The organism is Pantoea sp. Morm (assembly GCF_016643525.1).
GTDB lineage: Bacteria > Pseudomonadota > Gammaproteobacteria > Enterobacterales > Enterobacteriaceae > Pantoea > Pantoea dispersa.
This window is the reverse complement of record NZ_VOQX01000044.1, coordinates 1-17,852: the sequence shown is the minus strand read 5'-3', so window position 1 is coordinate 17,852 and position 17,852 is coordinate 1. Positions and strand designations below refer to the sequence as shown.

Genomic DNA, 17,852 nt, shown 5'->3' with positions numbered 1-17,852 from the left:
TGACCAGAGCATAGCGGATAAACCTCTCATCACGATGAAGAATCTGTGATCGACCGCATTCTGCACCATCACGGTGCTGGTAGGCGGCAAAAGGCTGGCTATGTTTATCAGGTGCAGGGAGGCCACATCGCACGTTTTCCGCCCGGCTGCGATGCCGCTGCAAAAAAATTGTCACCGATTGTCTTCTCTGGCGAGCTTTTTGCTTAAATTTCAACCGTGGTCGCGCTGACCACACTGCTCTCGAAGTGTTTCAGATTGATTTCTCCCAGGCCGTGGTATGGCTCCGTTCCTGACCCGTTGAGGATTGAAAGCATGTCTTTGAAATTCATAAAACACCCATTGAAGGTGGTGATGGCAGGTTGTTTAAGCATGGCGTTCTACGCGCAGGCTGACATAAAGATTGGCGTGGCCGGTCCGTTTACCGGACCGAATGCTACGTACGGTACGCAATACTGGAAGGGCGCCAGCCAGGCCGCGGCGGACATTAACGCGGCGGGCGGCATAAACGGTGAAAAAATTGTGCTGGTGCAGGGCGATGACGCCTGCGAACCCAAGCAGGCGGTGGCTGTTGCCAACCGGCTGGTGGATCAGGACAAAGTGATGGCGGTGGTGGGCCATTTCTGCTCATCCTCGACCATGCCAGCCTCAGAGGTGTATGACGAGGCGGGCGTACTGGCGATTACGCCCGGTTCAACCAATCCACAAATCACCGAGCGCGGCATGAAAACCCTGTTCCGCATGTGCGGGCGTGATGACCAGCAGGGAACTATCGCCGCGAACTATATTCTCGATACGCTGAAAGCGAAGAAAGTGGCGGTAATCCACGACAAAGACACCTACGGTCAGGGGCTGGCCGATGCCACCAAAGCGGCGCTGGAGAAACGCGGCGTCAAAGAGGTGCTGTATGAGGGGCTGTCGCGCGGTGAAAAAGACTTTAACGCGCTGGTCACCAAAATCGGCGCGGTGAAACCGGATGTGGTCTATTTCGGTGGCTGTCATCCGGAGGCGGGTCCGCTGGTGCGGCAGATGCGTGAGCAGGGCGTCAATGCGGCTTTCTTCTCCGGCGACTGCATCGTGACGGAAGAACTGGTGACTGCCGCCGGCGGTCCGCAGTTCACTAAAGGCGTGTACATGACCTTCGGCAATGACCCGCGCACCATCGCGGATGGCAAAGCGGTGATTGAAAAATTCCGCGCCAGCGGTTTTGAGCCAGAAGGGTATACGCTCTACGCCTACGCCTCCATTCAGGCTCTGGCCGCCGCCTACAAAGCGGCAGGTAAAGACAATGTCAAAGCCAGCGACTGGCTGAAGGCCAACAGCGTTGACACCGTGATGGGCAAGAAGGCGTGGGACGAAAAAGGCGACCTGAAAGTCTCGGATTACGTGGTCTATCAGTGGGATGACAAAGGCAAATATCACCAGCTGTAATTCGCTCTGCGGCCCCGCGCACAGCGGGGCCGTTCGCATCTGAGCGTGTCCTGTGCACGCCTTCTACCTGCGAGAGACAATATGGACGCCTTCTTTATACAGCAGCTGATTAACGGCCTGACGCTGGGCGCGGTCTACGGGCTGATCGCCATCGGCTACACCATGGTTTACGGCATTATCGGCATGATCAACTTCGCCCACGGCGAGGTGTACATGATCTCTGCTTATCTGTGTGCGATCGGGCTGGCGCTGCTCAGCTACTTTGGCATTCACTCCTTTCCACTGCTGATCTTTGGCACGCTGTTGTTCACCATCGTGGTCACCGCTGCTTACGGCTGGGCCATTGAGCGCATTGCCTATCGCCCGCTGCGCAATTCCACCCGACTGGCACCGCTGATCTCTGCCATTGGTATGTCGCTGATTCTGCAAAACTATGTGCAGCTCAGTCAGGGACCGAATCAGCAGGGCATTCCCACCTTGCTCAGTGGCGTGCTGCGTATGGAGATCGACGGCGGCGTGGTGCAAATCACCTGGACCAAAGTGTTTATCCTGGTGGCGGCGCTGTGCGGGATGGCGCTGCTGACCTGGATTATCCAGTACACCAAACTGGGCCGTATCTGCCGTGCGGTCCAGCAGGATCGGCGCATGGCGTCGATTCTCGGTATCAATACCGACCGGGTGATTTCGCTGGTGTTTGTCATCGGCGCGGCGATGGCCGGGCTGGCCGGGGTGCTGGTTACCATGAACTACGGCACGTTTGATTTCTACGCCGGCTTCATTATCGGCATCAAAGCCTTCACCGCGGCGGTGTTGGGGGGCATCGGTTCGCTGCCCGGTGCGATGCTGGGCGGTTTACTGCTGGGCGTGGCCGAGGCGCAGTTCGCCGGGCTGGTGAACTCCGATTACAAAGATGTGTTCTCGTTTTCGCTGCTGGTGGTGATTTTAATCTTCCGTCCGCAGGGACTGCTGGGCCGGCCGCTGGTCGCCAAAGTGTGAGGAAGCCAGAATGAAGGCAATGACGCAAACAAGCGGCATCCGTCAGGTGCTGCTCGACACGCTGCTGGCCGGTGCCGTCGCGCTGGTGGTGTTCGGCCCGGTAGTGGGCGTGGTGCTCAGCGGCTACAGTTTTACGCTGTCGCCGCTGCGCGTGGCGCTGCTGGTGGCGGTGGTGATGGCAGGACGTTTGCTGCTGGGGCTGTTTCTGCATACCGCCGTGGGGCGCCGTTTTCTGCGCAAGTTTGAGGGCAACGATGACGGCGTATACGTGCGTGAACCCGGGTACCGCTCGCGCCTGCGCTGTATAATACCGCTGCTGCTGGTTGTGGCCCTGGCGTTTCCGTTTCTCTCCAGCAAGTATCTGCTGACGGTGGCGATTCTCGGGCTGATCTATGTGCTGCTGGGACTCGGGCTCAATATCGTGGTCGGCCTCGCCGGGCTGCTCGATCTGGGCTATGTGGCATTTTACGCCATTGGTGCCTACGGGCTGGCGCTGGGCTATCAGTATCTCGGGCTGGGTTTCTGGAGCATGATCCCCATCGCTGCGCTGCTGGCGGCATTGGCCGGTGCGCTGCTGGGCTTTCCGGTGCTGCGCATGCACGGTGACTATCTGGCTATCGTCACGCTCGGCTTCGGTGAAATTATCCGGCTGGTGCTGAATAACTGGTTGTCGTTCACCGGGGGGCCGAACGGCGTCTCGGTGCCGTCACCGACCTTTCTCGGCCTTGAATTCGCCCGCCGGGCAAAAGAGGGCGGCATACCGTACCACCAGTTTCTGCATCTCGATTACAACCCCAACATGAAGTTCATCTTTATCTACGTGGTGCTGGTGCTGGTGGTGCTGCTGGTGCTGTTTATCAAGCACCGGCTGACGCGCATGCCGATTGGCCGGGCGTGGGAAGCGTTGCGTGAAGATGAAATCGCCTGTCGCGCCATGGGGCTGAATCACGTGCTGGTGAAGCTGTCGGCCTTTATGCTCGGTGCCTCAACCGCCGGTATTGCCGGGGTATTTTTCGCCAGCTATCAGGGGTTCGTTAATCCCACCTCGTTTACCTTTTTTGAGTCCGCGCTGATTCTGGCCATCGTGGTGCTGGGCGGGATGGGCTCGACGCTCGGCGTGGTGCTGGCCGCGTTTGTGCTGACGGTGGCGCCCGAGCTGCTGCGCAGCTTTGCCGAGTACCGCGTGCTGCTGTTTGGCATGTTGATGGTGCTGATGATGATCTGGCGTCCGCGCGGCCTGGTGCGCACCGCACGCGTCGGGGTGCCGCTGAGAAAAGGAGTACGCCATGAGTGATGCCATCCTGCAGGTTGATAACCTGATGATGCGCTTTGGCGGCATCAAAGCGCTGAATGATGTCAGCCTGCGCGTGGAGCGCGGCTCGGTCACCGCGCTGATTGGCCCCAACGGCGCGGGCAAAACCACGGTATTTAACTGCCTGACGGGATTTTATCGCGCCAGCGGCGGGCGCATTGTGCTCAATGCCCATCAGCGTAGCACCGATGTGATTCAGGTGCTGGGCCAGAAGATTCAGCCGGGTGACTGGCTGCGGCCGGCGCGGCTGGGCTCGCGTATCTGGTACAAGATGTTTGGCGGCGCACATCTGGTCAACCGCGCCGGTCTGGCGCGTACCTTTCAGAACATCCGCCTGTTTCGCGAGATGTCGGTGGTGGAGAACCTGCTGGTGGCGCAGCATATGCAGGTCAACCGTCAGCTGCTGGCCGGCATCCTCAATACCCGCGGCTATCGGGCAGCGGAGAGTCGCGCGCTCGATCGCGCTTTTTACTGGCTGGAGCGCGTTGATCTGGTCAGCAGTGCCAATCGGCTGGCCGGTACGCTCTCTTACGGCCAGCAGCGCCGGCTGGAGATTGCGCGCGCCATGTGCACCCGGCCGGAGCTGATCTGCCTGGATGAGCCCGCAGCGGGGCTTAATCCGGTCGAAACCGAGGCGCTGAGCCAGATTCTGCATCAGCTGCGCGCCGATCATCGCATCAGCGTGCTGTTGATTGAACACGATATGCCGATGGTGATGCGCATTTCCGATCACATCGTGGTGCTGGATCACGGTGACGTGATCGCCCAGGGCACGCCGCAGCAGATTCGACACGATGCGAAGGTGATCGCCGCTTATCTCGGCGCGGAAGAGGAGAGCGAGCATGGCTGAAGCAATGCTGGCGTTTGAACAGGTGGATGTGTTTTACGGCCCGGTGCAGGCGCTGAAGCAGGTGTCGCTGACCGTGGCGGAAGGGGAAACCGTGGCGCTGATTGGGGCCAACGGTGCAGGAAAATCCACGCTGCTGATGTCTATTTTTGGTCAGCCGCGCATTGCCAGCGGTGAAATTCGCCTGCGCGGAGAGCCCATTAGCCAGCGGTCGACCCATTTTATCGCCGCCAGCGGTATTGCCCAGGCGCCGGAAGGACGGCGCATCTTTCCGGATATGACGGTGGAAGAGAACCTGCTGATGGGCACCATCGCCATCGGCGAGCGCTACATGAAGCAGGATAAAGAACGCATGTACACGCTGTTTCCACGCCTGCTGGAGCGGCGAAAACAGCGGGCAATGACACTCTCCGGCGGCGAGCAGCAAATGCTGGCGATCGCCCGAGCGCTGATGAGCCGGCCGCGTCTGCTGCTGCTGGATGAACCCAGCCTCGGGCTGGCCCCGCTGGTGGTAAAGCAAATTTTCAGCATCCTGCGCGAGCTGACGCAGCAGGGCATGACGCTGTTTCTGGTGGAGCAGAACGCGCGCCACGCGCTGCAACTGGCGGATCGCGGTTATGTGATGGTCAATGGCGAAATTCGTCTGAGCGGCAGCGGCAGCGAACTGTTGCATAACGAAGAGGTGCGCAGCGCCTATCTGGGCGGCAGCGTCGGCGCGGGCGGGGAGTCGGCGAAAAGTTTGTAATAATGATTAAATGGTGACGGGAAACACTTTGCATAATCGTTAGCAGCCTATCATCATTATTACTCTACTTCTTAACCAAAGTGATTTGGTACTCCCTTGCAAAATCCTGGCGTAGCAGTAATGCGGGCGATCAGAAACACGGCGTGGTATCCCAAACGCCGTGCTTATCGCACGCTGTTGTGGCGTGAAATCACCCCACTGGCGGTGCCCATCTTTATTGAGAACCTGTGCGTAATGCTGATGGGGGTTCTCAGTACTTTTCTGGTGAGCTGGCTGGGCAAAGAGGCGATGGCGGGCGTTGGGCTGGCTGACAGCTTTAACATGGTGATCATCTCCTTTTTTGCCGCCATCGATCTCGGTACCACGGTGGTGGTGGCGTTCAGCCTGGCCAAACGCAACGGCAAGCGTGCGCGTGCGGCGACGCGGCAGTCGCTGGGATTGATGACGGTGCTGGCGTTTGTGCTGGTCATCGCCATCGAGTTCTGGGGGCATCTGATTGTTGACGTGATTGCCGGCAACGCCGAGCCGCAGGTCAAAGAACTGGCGCTCAGCTATCTGCAAACTTCCGCGTGGAGCTATCCGGCGGCGGCGATTGCGCTGATAGGCAGCGGCGCGTTGCGCGGTGCCGGCAACACTAAAATTCCGATGCTGATTAACGGCGGCATGAATATCCTGAATATCATCATCAGTAGCGTGCTGATCTACGGTGCGCTCGGCTGGGAAGGGATGGGATTTGTCGGTGCCGGGCTGGGATTAACCATTTCACGCTATATCGGCGCGGCGGCGGCCATTTACGTGCTGTATCGCGGCATCAGCCCGGCGCTGAAAATCACGCTGGCCAGCTATTTCCGCCGCTGGGATCGCAACATCCTGATGGAAGTGCTGGGGATTGGCGTACCGGCCAGTATCGAATCAGTGCTGTTTAACGGCGGCAAACTGCTGACGCAGATTTTTGTCGCCGGCATGGGCACCAATGAGATCGCCGGTAATTTTATTGCCTTCTCCATCGCCACGCTGATCAACCTGCCGGGCAACGCGCTCGGTTCGGCGTCGACCATTATCACCGGCAGACGCTTAGGGAAAAATCAGGTGATGCAGGCGGAGCGGCAGATCAAGCACGTATTCTGGCTGGCGATGATTGGGCTGTGCACGCTGGCGTTTATCACCGTGCCGCTGGCGGGCACGCTGGCGCGATTCTACACCCGCGATCCGCAGGTGATTGAGGTAACCAAACACCTGATCTGGCTGAATGCTGCCTTTATGCCTATCTGGACCGCCTCCTGGGTGCTGCCGGCCGGGCTGAAGGGCGCGCGCGACGCGCGGTACACCATGTATGTATCGATGTTCAGTATGTGGGGTGCGCGCGTGGTGGCCGGTTATCTGCTCGGCATTGTGCTGGGCATGGGGGTGATTGGCGTCTGGCTCGGCATGTTCCTCGACTGGACGGTGCGCGGTATCTGTTTCTGGTGGCGTTTGACCAGCGGCAAATGGCTGAACAATTACCGCAAAATGCTCGCGAAGAGCAGTGGCCCGTAGGGCTGAGGAATCCCCACAAAAAAAGAAAGGCATAGGGTTTTATGATCAGGTTATTGCGCTAGCAAAAACAGATCGCACCCTATGCCTGCCATACCCGGCCCCGTCTCAAGCCGCACGGCTATTTTCGCGCTGACCGCTGCCTTTCCGCTGGCAACCTTACTCAGCGCTTTCGTGCATTCGAACGTGATGCGACAACTGTGCACCTTGCCAGTAAACCTAAAAAATTTTTTTAATTTCCTTAAGAATTGTCTTTATTGCGCCGTCCTGAAAATGAGAGCTTTCTTAGTGCGATGGGTGTAGAGATGATGGCAGTCAACTGGCAGACAATAGATAAGGTTGTATACATCAACCTGAACAAACGCAAGGATCGCAGGGTACGTATCGCTCGTCAATTAAAAGCAATTGGCGTACCACGTGAAAAGATTGTCCGTTTTGAGGCTATTGAAGAAGCGCCAGGCTATATCGGCTGTATTAAATCACATATTCTCGTGCTGCAAATGGCTCAGCAAAACGGCTGGAAAAATGTATTGATTCTGGAAGACGATATGGTTTTCCATGATGATATTCAGACCAAACAGCGAATTGATCTATTTCTCTCCTCTTTACAGCAGATCAACTGGCATGTCGCGCTGCTCGCTGCCCACTATGATAACGTCGTGCCGTTAAAAAGTGTGGATTTTATTGTTAAGCCGCAATATGCATGGTGCGCTTGCGCTTACATTGTGAACAGTGATTACTATTCCACTCTCATTGATAATTATGCAGAAAGCTTGCAGGGGTTACTGGCGGGTGGCGTTCCTCAGTGCTGGGCTTTAGATGTACGCTGGAATAGTTTGATAAAACGTGACCGCTGGTTGGGTATCTTTCCCAATGCGGGCTATCAGGCCGCTGATAAAAGTGATATTGAAAACCAACCTGTTGATTATCGAGCTCATTTCGCTAAAAAATTAGAAGAAATAGTCTGGCCAGCCTATCAACCTGGCGAAGAAAAGATAAAAGTGGATATCTTTTTCCAGTGGGCCCCCGGCTGGACTAACTTTGAGTCGGTATATCGCGCTATGCAGGCCAAACCGCATTTTGATTGCCAGATTATCCTTGCGCCCTATTTCAGTCGGGGCACAAAAGCACCGGATTACACTGCACAGCGTGATTTATTAAATGATAAGGGTATCCGGTATACCGAGTATCACGAGTATGAGATTACGGCGCGTAAGCCCCATGTGGTTTTTTTACAAAATCCTTATGATGATGCACGTCCCAATGAACTGCAAAGTTTGACGCTTAATCGACGCAATATTTCTATCGCCTATATTCCTTATGGGTTAGATATGGGTGATGGCGAGAGAAACCGTGTTTATCAGTACAATCTTCCCTGTCAAAATGTTGCCAGGTGGGTATTTGTTCGCTCTCAGCGGCATAAAGATGAGTTTGCTAAATATTGCGGAAATGGCAATCATCACGTCTATGTTAGCGGACATCCAAAGCTAGATAACTATCCATCACGCTTTGGCGTCCAGACGGATGGCAAAGTTAATAAAGGCAAGCCAACGCTATTATGGGCGCCGCATTTCGTCATGCCTGATGATGAAAAGATGTGGTCTACGTTTAATTTATATACACAGGCAATGCTTGATATCATCAAACGTGATGACGTCAATTTGATTATTCGGCCACATCCGCTTTTTAAACAATTTCTGGATATTCGTAAAGAGCGCGGAACACACAGCGAAACTGCTCAGAACTGGCAAATGCTGCGCGAATACTCTCATCTCAAATCACATGTGGAGTGGGATTTTTCTGCAGATTATCGCTACGCCTTTTCACAATCAGATGCGCTGATGGCAGATGCAGGATCGTTTTTGCTGGAGTATTTACCTTCGCGTAAGCCAATCCTTTTCCTGACTCATGAAAATTGCCTCGGTATTAACAGTAGCGCTGAATTTATTTATGACGCTTATGACGTTGCGAATGAATCCGCAGATATTAAAACTTTCGTTGATAATCTTGTTTCAGGCAAGGATCCCATGCGTGATAAGCGACTGCAGGTTTTACGTGATGAACTTCATATGCCAGAGCAGGGCGCAGGCAGTGAGATTGTAAAAATCATTGAAAAAACCCTTATGCCCGCTGGAGTTCATCACAATGTCTTCTAAACGCGCCGCAATATTACTGGTTGCTGGTCAGGGAACGAGAATGGGGCATTTGACCCTAAATTATCCTAAATGCTTGCTACCGGTCGGTGAAATCACCGTGCTGGATACGTTGCTGACTGAGCTGTTAAAATGCGGCGAGCGTGAAATTGTACTGGTTACCGGTCATCAGTCATCAGTTGTAGAACGCTGGATTAAAGATAATTATGCTGATGCTAATATTAAGTTAGCGCACAATGATAATTATAAAAATGATGTCAACATATTATCCGTTGAAAAAGGTGTCAGCGCGCTTAATCATCCTGAATATGGCTATACAATTATCGAAACGGATGTTCTGCTGGATCCACGTGTATGGCCGCGGTTAATGCAAGCTGAAATGGGCAGTGACAGTTTTTGGCTCACCCATGGTTATTACAACTCTTGCCTTACTGGCGGTATTGTCGAAGCCAGTAAAGCTGAACCTGCTATAAAGAAAATTGCCTATGTGCCCGATTACGACTCCGCATTTGATGGCTGGATGAAAATGGTCGGCTTGCTAAGTGTCTCTCCGGAACAGGTGGAAAACGATCGACGCCTGCGGCAGACGTTTTTACAGACAAGCACTCAGCAATATTACATGGCACCCTGGATTGTACACCGCTCTTGCTTACCCTGCCGTGCTGTAGATATTACGGATTTGTTTGCAAGATCTTTCAACGAAGAAGTCGATTACCGGCAGGCGGTTGCGGATTATCATTTATTATTAGAAAATTTTGAGGCACTAAAATGAATGTAGAGTTTTTTGAACCACAAAAATTGCGCCATATTGAAAAATTCAGTTCACGTCGCGTTGAATGGTTGCGTAATAAAATTATTCAGGAAGGCGTATGGGTAAAACCTCTGGCGCTTGATCTACACCATAATCTGGTACTGGACGGCCAGCACCGTATGGAAGTCGCGCTCAGTCTGGGACTAAAAAGAGTACCGGTCGTACGATTTGATTACGCCTCGGTGCCATTAAGATCGTTGCGCGAAAATCATCAATTTGACTGGCAGGAAGTGGCGAGGCGTGCATTAATCAATGACATCTACCCTTATAAAACGGTAAAGCATGATTTCGTTGTACCCATGCCGGTATGTCAATTTTCGCTGCAGGAGTTAGGCTATCATGGTTGAAAATGCCATCATTCTGGCCGCCGGCAGAAGCCTGCAACTGGATGGTAAAAATAAAGTTTTAATTCGCCATCCCAAAACGCGGAAAACGATTCTCGACTATGCTATTGATGCCTTTCATGGGAAAAAAATCACCGTAGTGATTGGCTTTGGTGCGTTACAGATTATGGAGTCCTACCCTGATCTCAATTACGTTATCAATGACAACTGGGCAACGACTAATAATGCAATGAGTCTGGGGTTGGCCCTGAATCAGATTAATAGCCCCACGTACGTTGTCTCGGGAGATATGTTTTTTTCTCCTCAACTTATCCATGAAATGGATCACGCTGAGGGAAATCTCGTTTTGACTCACCAGCGGCATAATCGCATGCTGACCTCCATTCATTGTGACGTTAATCGCCAGGGCATCGTGGAGGAGACGTATCTGGGACCGATACGCGCCGCAGAGCACCCTGAGGCTATGGGTCTGTTTAAAGTCAGTGATATGGCACTCCTGAGTCAGTGGCATAAGCAATGCCTGCGGTATGGTAATTTGTATGCCGCCCAAACGTTACCGTGTCAGAAAACGACAGCACTCTACGCTCACGACCTGGGGGAGCATGCATTTAATGAAATTAATACGCTGGCAGATTACTGGCGTCTGATGCAAGAGGATCACGGTTAATGATACGAGCTATTACGCTGGGCTTGCCTTACTCCGCTATTTCCGACGGGCATTCTGAGTCACGTTTACATCACTTTCGCACGTTAGTGATTGATAAACTCCAGTCTCGTCGTTGGCCACTGCGAACATTACGTTTAACCCTGCCACCATTGAATGATCGTGATGAAGATGAGATTTATACCCTGCCAGCACGAATAAATTCAATCAATGCGTTGGCTGAAAGACTTGATATTCGTTGGTTTTGCTTACCGCTGGACTTAACGCATGGCGATAATTACCGCGGACGGTTAGATGCCGCGTTTGCTTTACTCTTCAGGCAACCGCGTATGTTTCTGAATCTGATGGTTGCCGATGAGCAGGGTATAAATATTCGAGCCAGCCATGACGTTGCCCGTTTCATGTTACAGGTAGCACATCGCAGTAATAATGGCTTTGATAATTTTCGCCTGGGTGCCTCATTGCGCTGTCCACCAAATGCCCCGTTTTTTCCCTTTTCCCGGCATGAAGGTGAGACACTGAAGTTTAGTTTTGCCCTCGAAACTACCGATATTGCTTTGGAATTGAGTGAGCAGGTGCGGGAAGGCAACATGCTGCTGGCGGACTTTGCTGACCAGTTTATTCTTCGACTCTGCGCACGCTTACGCGAAATTGATGCATTCGGTCATGAGCTGGCGTCTGATTCAGGGCTTGAGTATGCCGGTCTGGATGCCTCGCTGGCGCCTTTTCCGGATGGCAGTATTTCTGTCGGCAGGTTAGTTGAAAATCTTGGTGCGCGTCCTGGTGGCGTTCAGGGATCACTCTTTATAACCAGTATTCTGACGAATGCGATTAAAAGCGCAGTCGCAATCAGTGGTGCTCGCGCAACGGGTTTCAATGGCGTCATGTTCTCAGTACTGGAAGATGATGCCCTGGCGAGTACCAATAATCGTCGTGCATTAAGCATTGATACGCTTAATGCATGGTCAACTGTTTGTGGTTGTGGATTAGATATGCTTCCGGTGCCAGGTTCGACTCTGCCTGAAGATATAGCCGCGATTATTCTTGATACGGCTGCACTCGCGGTGCGGTTAACGAAACCGCTCGGTGTACGTTTATTACCTATTCCTGGCGGAGAGGTAAATGAATTTACACGCTTTAATTATGACTTCCTCTGCAATAGCCGCATTATGAATGTCGCGAAAAGTGATGTTGATTTTTCTGCTGATAATGAACGCTGGACGTATCGCTAAAATCAGGCTTAATGAAATGTTAGATGCAAAAAAAGTGAAGGATTTTTGGGATCGTCGAGCGAATGATTACAATAAATTATCGTTTGAAAGTTTAGCAAACCTGGAAAACGATCCACAATTTCTCGATATTAAAATTCGCACAGAGATGGAAAAAGTTTTTGCCTGGTTACCTGACCTGACAGGGAAAACGGTACTTGATCTCGGCGCCGGGGTCGGGCAGTGGGCTTTTCGTTTTCAGCATGAGGGCGCAAAAAAAATCACCGCTGTAGAGTTTTCAGCTGCAATGATTGAAGTGGGTAAGCTTGAAGCCAGAAAACGCAATATTGATAATGTCGATTTCATTCTTTCATCTGCCGAGAGTTATTGTAGCTCAGAGCAGTACGATGTCATTTTCATATCTGGCCTGATGATCTACCTTAATGATGAGCAAGCTGAAAAATTGTTAAGTAATTTGCGTACTTACAGTAAACCAGAAAGCACTATATTATTGCGTGATGGTACGGGGGTCGGTGAAAGGTTCGAAATCAATAACCGCTATTCTGCGAATCTGCAAGCAGAGTATTCGGCTACATATCGAACTGCTGAGCAATACGAAGCTATATTTGCGCGGTATGGTTTCAGCTTAACCAGGAGTGAAAATATGTTCCCTGAAGGTCATATGCTTAATAAGTATCCTGAAACCCGATTACGTCTTTATCACTTTGAGCAAAAAAATGGTTAATATCTCACCTCTCTATGACGATGTTAGCTGGCCGGCAGATGAAGGTGTTTTAGGCGTCGTGGGCGTAGCCCCCTGGGCAACACTGGATTTTTGCCAGCAGCTGTATGGCCTGGTTCAGGCAGATAAAGAGTGGCAATATCCGCGACTTATTATTGATAATAATAGTAAAATTCCCAGCCGCGGGCGTCATTTGCAACTGGGTGAACGTGATCCTTCTCCCTGGATTCACGCAACTATTACAGAACTCGCTGCTGCGGGTGCGACGGTTGCCGTTGTGCCTTGTAATACCGCTCACCTCCTTTGGTCGCGCTGGAGCAAGGACGCAGCTATTCCGGTTATTAATATTATTGATGCCACACTTGAGCATATTGCGCCTCAGGGCAAGCGGGTCGTTGTGCTCGGTTCGCAAATGTTGTACCAGAGCAGGCTGTATCAGAATGCGCTTACGCAACAGCACGCCGAGATCGTCAATGTAGCTGCATCCACCCAACAGCTTTTGACACGCTGCATTAACGAGATAAAAGCGACAAAAAGCGTGTCTGAACTCTCAATGCGGCAGTTAGCGGACGCCGTAAGTAGCTGGAAGCAACAGGGCGCTACGCACATTATTCTGGCTTGCACAGAGTTGAGTTTGTTAAAACACAGCGCGATCTGGCAGGAAATGACGTTAATTGATTCGAGCGAAGCTCTCGCGCGTGCCGCTTTGCGCGCCATATCATTTCGCCGCCTGCGTGATTAAGGCGGACGAATTATTTCCACGACGAAGGGCCACTTATCTCATTAATTTTCCCGCCCCCGGGCCTGTGAAAATCCTGCTTTGATTTTCCCCCGGGCGGGGTAAACACCAATTTGTATCACACTGTAACTCCCGCCACACAGCACACACGCCGTTGCATAACCCGCCAGTCTGTACATATCCGCTATACATCGCCGTGGTCTTCTGTACGCATCAACCGAATGCATGGAGATACCACGATGTTAACCCGACTGTTTATTTCAACGTTACTGATGGGCGCCTCTGCGACCTGCGCCTGGGCGGAGCGACTGAGCGCTGCTGACGTGCTCGGCCCGGCGGCCGTGGCGCCACTGGATCATCCCCAGCCGCCTGCGCGATTAATTGTCGATGCGCCGCTGGCCGGACCGCTGCGCAAGGGCGCGGTGTTTATCCAGTACCGGGCAGAAAACCTGCGCATCGAGCCAGTGTTTGGTCAGGAAGCGCTGAAAATCACGCCGCGCATCGGCCACATTCACGTCATCGTGGATGACAACCCGTGGCACTGGGCGGACACCAGCGGTGAGCCAGTGATTCTGGTCGGTCTGCCTGTCGGGCCCCACAAGGTTACCCTTATTCTTGCCGATCCCATGCATAAACCGATCGACAGCAAAACCATCACTTTTAACGTGCCCGTACAGATTGCACCGCACTGATGACCCGGAGATAAATTATGAAAACACTGTTACGTCAGACTCTGCTGGCAACGCTGGTTCTCACGGCGGCAGGCACCGCGTTTGCCGCCTCCCCGGCCTCACACGATTACGCCGCTGACTTCAGCCACGTTCAGCAGATCAATGCGGGCGTACTGAACACAGGCTATGTGGACATCGGTCCGCGTGACGGTCAGGCGGTGATTTTGCTGCACGGCTGGCCGTACGATATCCAGAGCTATGCTCAGGTGGCACCGGCGCTGGCGGCAAAAGGGTATCGGGTGATCGTGCCGTATCTGCGCGGCTTCGGCAGCACGCGCTTCCTGTCGGATAAAACGCCGCGTAACGGCCAGCCTTCGGCAATCGCAGCGGACGTCGTGGCGCTGATGGATGCGCTCAATATCAAACAGGCCGTGCTGGGCGGCTTTGACTGGGGCGCACGCACGGCGGACATCGTCGCGGCGCTATGGCCAGAACGGGTAAAATCGCTGGTGTCGGTCAGCGGCTATCTGATCAGTAGCCAGCAGCTGGGAAAAAAACCGCTGCCACCACAGGCCGAACAGCAGTGGTGGTATCAGTTCTATTTCGCCACTGAGCGCGGTCAGCAGGGGTATGCCGCCCATACACACGACTTTGCGAAACTGATCTGGCAGCAGGCATCGCCCGGCTGGAAATTCAGTGATGCCACCTTTAATCAGAGCGCCAAAGCGCTGGATAATCCGGATCAGGTGGCGATCACTATCAGCAACTACCGCTGGCGCCTGGGCCTGGAAAAAGGCGAGCAAAAATATGCCGCTTATGAGAAAACATTAGCCACATTACCGGCAATTCGCGTCCCCACTATCACCATCGAAGGGGATAATAACGGGGCGCCGCACCCGGCACCGGAGACGTACCGCACCAGGTTCAGCGCCAGCTACCAGCATCGCACCTTCACGGGCAATATCGGACACAATCCGCCAGCGGAAGCACCGCAGGCGTTTGTGCAAGCCGTTGAGGATGCGGCCGCACTGTAGCGGAGTAATTCACGACCCGGACCGGCCATCGCGTGCCGGTCTTTTTTGCATAAGTGGCTGACAGGAGGCTGTTTTGGAGCACGTTGATCACATTCTGGTGGTGGATGATGACCGGGAGATCCGCGAACTGATAACCGACTATCTGATTAAGTCCGGTTACCGCGCCACCGGTGCGGCCAATGGCCGCGAAATGCGCGCCGTGCTGAGCAGCAGCCTGGTGGATCTGGTGGTGCTGGATATCATGATGCCGGGTGACGATGGCCTGACGCTGTGCCGTCAGCTGCGCAGCGATCCCCGGCAGAACCTGCCGGTACTGATGCTTACTGCCCGCAGCGAAGAGACCGATCGCATTCTCGGGCTGGAGATGGGGGCGGATGATTACCTGATCAAACCCTTTGTGGCGCGTGAGCTGCTGGCGCGCATCAAAGCGATCCTGCGCCGTACCCGGGCGCTGCCGCCAAATTTACATATTACCGGGGCCGGCCGCATCATTGCTTTTGGCGAGTGGCAGCTGGATACCTCCGCGCGCCATCTGCTGGACAGCGACGGCGTGATTGTGGCGCTGAGTGGCGCAGAGTACCGCCTGCTGCGCGTGTTTCTCGACCATCCGCAGCGCGTGCTGAATCGCGATCAGCTGCTCAACCTGACGCAGGGCCGCGACGCGGAGCTGTTTGAACGCTCGATCGATCTGCTGGTTAGCCGGCTGCGCCAGCGGTTACGCGAAGATGCCCGTGAACCGGCCTACATTAAAACGGTACGCAGCGAAGGTTACGTACTGGCGAGCACGGTGGTGATTAAAGAGGCGCATCAATGAGGCTATGGCCGCGATCGCTGCTGTCACGCCTGCTGATTATCGTGTTGGGCGGGTTGTTGCTGGCGAATACTCTCACGCTGGCAAGCCTGCTGATAGAACGCATGAGCAGCGCTAAAAGCGTGATGCTGGGCAACCTGGAGTACGATGTGGCGACCAGCGTGGCAATCCTCGATCGTCTGCCGGCGGACGAGCGTCCGGGCTGGCTGGCGAAGCTGGCGCGCGGCAACTATCGCTACAGTCTGTCGCCGGGCGAAGCGGGGCCGTATCCCTCCAGCTGGCGCACGCGCGACGCGGTACGCTCACTGCAGGAGACGCTTGGCGGGCGCTATCAGATGAGCATTCATGCGATTCCGGGGCCGCGGGAGCATATTCAGGTGCATCTGACGCTGCATGACGGCGCGCCGCTCACGCTCGATCTCTGGCCGCGCATGCCGGCGATTGCGCGCTGGCTGCCGCTGGTGCTGATGGGTCAGCTCCTGCTGCTGCTGTGCTGCGCATGGCTGGCGGTGCGGCAGGTGGTGCGACCGTTTGTGCGCTTTACCCAGGCGGTTGATGCGCTCAAACCGGCCGCCAGCCACGCACAGCTGATGGCAGAGAACGGCCCGGATGAAGTGCAGCAGGCGGCGCGTGCGTTTAACGCTATGCAGCTGCGGATTCAGGATCACCTCAAAGCGCGTGCGCAAATCCTCGCGGCCATCTCCCACGATCTGCAAACCCCGATCACGCGCATGAAGCTGCGTGTGGAGATGGCGGAGCAGCCTGAGCTGCGCGACAAACTGCTGAGTGATCTCGATAACATGAGCCGCCTGGTGCGCGAGGGCATCGCCTATGCACGCTCATCGGAAGTGCTGGAGGAGAAGCGCCAGAGCGTCAGCCTCAACGCGCTGCTGGATAGCGTCGTCTGTGACTATCAGGATGTCGGTAAAGCGGTGAACTTTGTGCCGTGCACCGGCCATGACACCTTCGCCGTGCGGCCGCAGGCACTACGGCGCATCATGACCAACCTGATCGACAATGCGCTTAAGTTTGGCGGCGAAGCGGAGGTTGAACTTTGTTCGCCCCAGGGTGACAGCGTAGAGATTCGGGTGCGTGATAACGGGACTGGCATCCCGGAGGAGGCGTTACAGGCGGTGCTGGAGCCCTTCTACCGCGTGGAGAGTTCACGCAATCGCCACACCGGCGGGACCGGACTCGGCCTGGCGATCGCCACCCAGCTGGTGAGCCAGATGGCGGGCAGCCTGCAGTTGCGTAACCGGGCAGCTGGCGGGCTGGAAGCGTGCATCATCCTGCAGCAGCAGGATGTGTAACCTGATGTATCTGCCTGTCCGCTACATACATAATACGACAAAACGGCGTTTCCCCGACACAGCCTGAACACATGCGGTGGATGTAATAGACGTACTGCCGGACGCGCAGACGTTTATCCACCGTATGAGGTTCCTTATGACACTGCTTATCGCTTTTCTCGCCGGAATGCTGACGCTGCTCAGCCCCTGTACCTTACCGATTATTCCTTTTGTATTTGCCAGCGTCCGCGGCCGTCGCGGACAGCTGCTGGCGCTGCTGAGCGGCATGGTCCTGATGTTCACGCTGGTGGCACTGCTGGTATCACTTACCAGCCACTGGGTCAGTCAGGTCACCAGCATTGGTCGCGACCTGGCGCTGCTGTTCCTGGCGATAGCCGCACTGACGTTAATCTCCACGCGCATCGCCCAACGCGTCACCCGGCCGTTTGTCGCGCTGGGTAATCGCCTCAACGATGCCAGCCAGCGACGTAGCGGGGTGCTCGCCGCGCTGCTGGCGGGCCTGGC

General features: G+C 54.5%; 19 protein-coding genes. All 19 read left to right on the top strand.

What is annotated here, in order from left to right; genetic code table 11:
• Positions 1–45: 45 nt before the first annotated feature.
• Positions 46–207 carry a hypothetical protein gene (locus tag FT726_RS15920; protein WP_155519940.1) on the top strand — a complete coding sequence of 54 codons (162 nt, stop codon included), beginning with the start codon at positions 46–48 and terminating at the stop codon, positions 205–207.
• 162 nt (positions 208–369) lie between these two features.
• Entirely contained in the window at positions 370–1,428 is a 1,059-nt protein-coding gene (locus tag FT726_RS15915; RefSeq protein ID WP_185749265.1) for a branched-chain amino acid ABC transporter substrate-binding protein, read from the top strand.
• Between the two features lie 81 nt (positions 1,429–1,509).
• Positions 1,510–2,424, top strand: coding sequence for an ABC transporter permease subunit (locus FT726_RS15910; protein ID WP_021509822.1), 915 nt, complete (start codon positions 1,510–1,512; stop codon positions 2,422–2,424).
• A gap of 10 nt (positions 2,425–2,434) precedes the next feature.
• Positions 2,435–3,718: a high-affinity branched-chain amino acid ABC transporter permease LivM gene (gene livM, locus FT726_RS15905; RefSeq protein ID WP_282995831.1), complete on the top strand. Its 1,284-nt coding sequence runs from the start codon at positions 2,435–2,437 to the stop codon at positions 3,716–3,718.
• Positions 3,711–4,586: an ABC transporter ATP-binding protein gene (locus FT726_RS15900; protein WP_021509824.1), complete on the top strand. Its 876-nt coding sequence runs from the start codon at positions 3,711–3,713 to the stop codon at positions 4,584–4,586. Before livM ends, FT726_RS15900 begins: the two co-directional genes overlap by 8 nt.
• Positions 4,579–5,328, top strand: coding sequence for an ABC transporter ATP-binding protein (locus FT726_RS15895; protein WP_058757363.1), 750 nt, complete (start codon positions 4,579–4,581; stop codon positions 5,326–5,328). The genes FT726_RS15900 and FT726_RS15895 overlap by 8 nt, the downstream gene beginning before the upstream one ends.
• Before the next feature lie 120 nt (positions 5,329–5,448).
• Positions 5,449–6,864, top strand: a complete 1,416-nt coding sequence (locus FT726_RS15890; protein ID WP_222951893.1) for an EmmdR/YeeO family multidrug/toxin efflux MATE transporter — start codon at positions 5,449–5,451, stop codon at positions 6,862–6,864.
• 302 nt (positions 6,865–7,166) lie between these two features.
• Positions 7,167–9,017 (top strand): glycosyltransferase family 25 protein, encoded by a 1,851-nt coding sequence (locus tag FT726_RS15885; protein ID WP_058771134.1) that lies wholly within the window; start codon positions 7,167–7,169, stop codon positions 9,015–9,017.
• The gene (locus FT726_RS15880) at positions 9,007–9,786 is read left to right on the top strand and encodes an NTP transferase domain-containing protein (RefSeq protein WP_072209734.1); all 780 of its coding nucleotides are present in this window, start codon (positions 9,007–9,009) and stop codon (positions 9,784–9,786) included. Before FT726_RS15885 ends, FT726_RS15880 begins: the two co-directional genes overlap by 11 nt.
• Complete coding sequence (locus FT726_RS15875) at positions 9,783–10,172, top strand: hypothetical protein (protein ID WP_058757367.1); 390 nt, start codon at positions 9,783–9,785, stop codon at positions 10,170–10,172. Before FT726_RS15880 ends, FT726_RS15875 begins: the two co-directional genes overlap by 4 nt.
• Positions 10,165–10,836 (top strand): NTP transferase domain-containing protein, encoded by a 672-nt coding sequence (locus FT726_RS15870; protein ID WP_058757368.1) that lies wholly within the window; start codon positions 10,165–10,167, stop codon positions 10,834–10,836. Before FT726_RS15875 ends, FT726_RS15870 begins: the two co-directional genes overlap by 8 nt.
• Complete coding sequence (locus FT726_RS15865) at positions 10,836–12,065, top strand: DUF711 family protein (protein WP_222986485.1); 1,230 nt, start codon at positions 10,836–10,838, stop codon at positions 12,063–12,065. Before FT726_RS15870 ends, FT726_RS15865 begins: the two co-directional genes overlap by 1 nt.
• 16 nt (positions 12,066–12,081) lie before the next feature.
• On the top strand, positions 12,082–12,786 hold the full coding sequence (locus FT726_RS15860; protein ID WP_346303061.1) for a class I SAM-dependent methyltransferase: 705 nt from the start codon (positions 12,082–12,084) through the stop codon (positions 12,784–12,786).
• Positions 12,779–13,525, top strand: coding sequence for an aspartate/glutamate racemase family protein (locus FT726_RS15855; RefSeq protein ID WP_058757371.1), 747 nt, complete (start codon positions 12,779–12,781; stop codon positions 13,523–13,525). Before FT726_RS15860 ends, FT726_RS15855 begins: the two co-directional genes overlap by 8 nt.
• 236 nt (positions 13,526–13,761) lie before the next feature.
• Positions 13,762–14,214, top strand: a complete 453-nt coding sequence (locus FT726_RS15850; RefSeq protein WP_058771140.1) for a DUF6130 family protein — start codon at positions 13,762–13,764, stop codon at positions 14,212–14,214.
• Positions 14,215–14,231: 17 nt separating this feature from the next.
• Positions 14,232–15,227 carry an alpha/beta fold hydrolase gene (locus tag FT726_RS15845; RefSeq protein ID WP_058771141.1) on the top strand — a complete coding sequence of 332 codons (996 nt, stop codon included), beginning with the start codon at positions 14,232–14,234 and terminating at the stop codon, positions 15,225–15,227.
• Between the two features lie 73 nt (positions 15,228–15,300).
• Positions 15,301–16,041: a response regulator gene (locus FT726_RS15840; protein WP_346303060.1), complete on the top strand. Its 741-nt coding sequence runs from the start codon at positions 15,301–15,303 to the stop codon at positions 16,039–16,041.
• On the top strand, positions 16,038–17,348 hold the full coding sequence (locus FT726_RS15835) for an ATP-binding protein (RefSeq protein WP_346303059.1): 1,311 nt from the start codon (positions 16,038–16,040) through the stop codon (positions 17,346–17,348). Before FT726_RS15840 ends, FT726_RS15835 begins: the two co-directional genes overlap by 4 nt.
• Positions 17,349–17,484: 136 nt before the next feature.
• A partial coding sequence (locus FT726_RS15830) for a cytochrome c biogenesis protein CcdA (RefSeq protein ID WP_346303058.1) occupies positions 17,485–17,852 on the top strand: 368 nt, incomplete at its 3' end.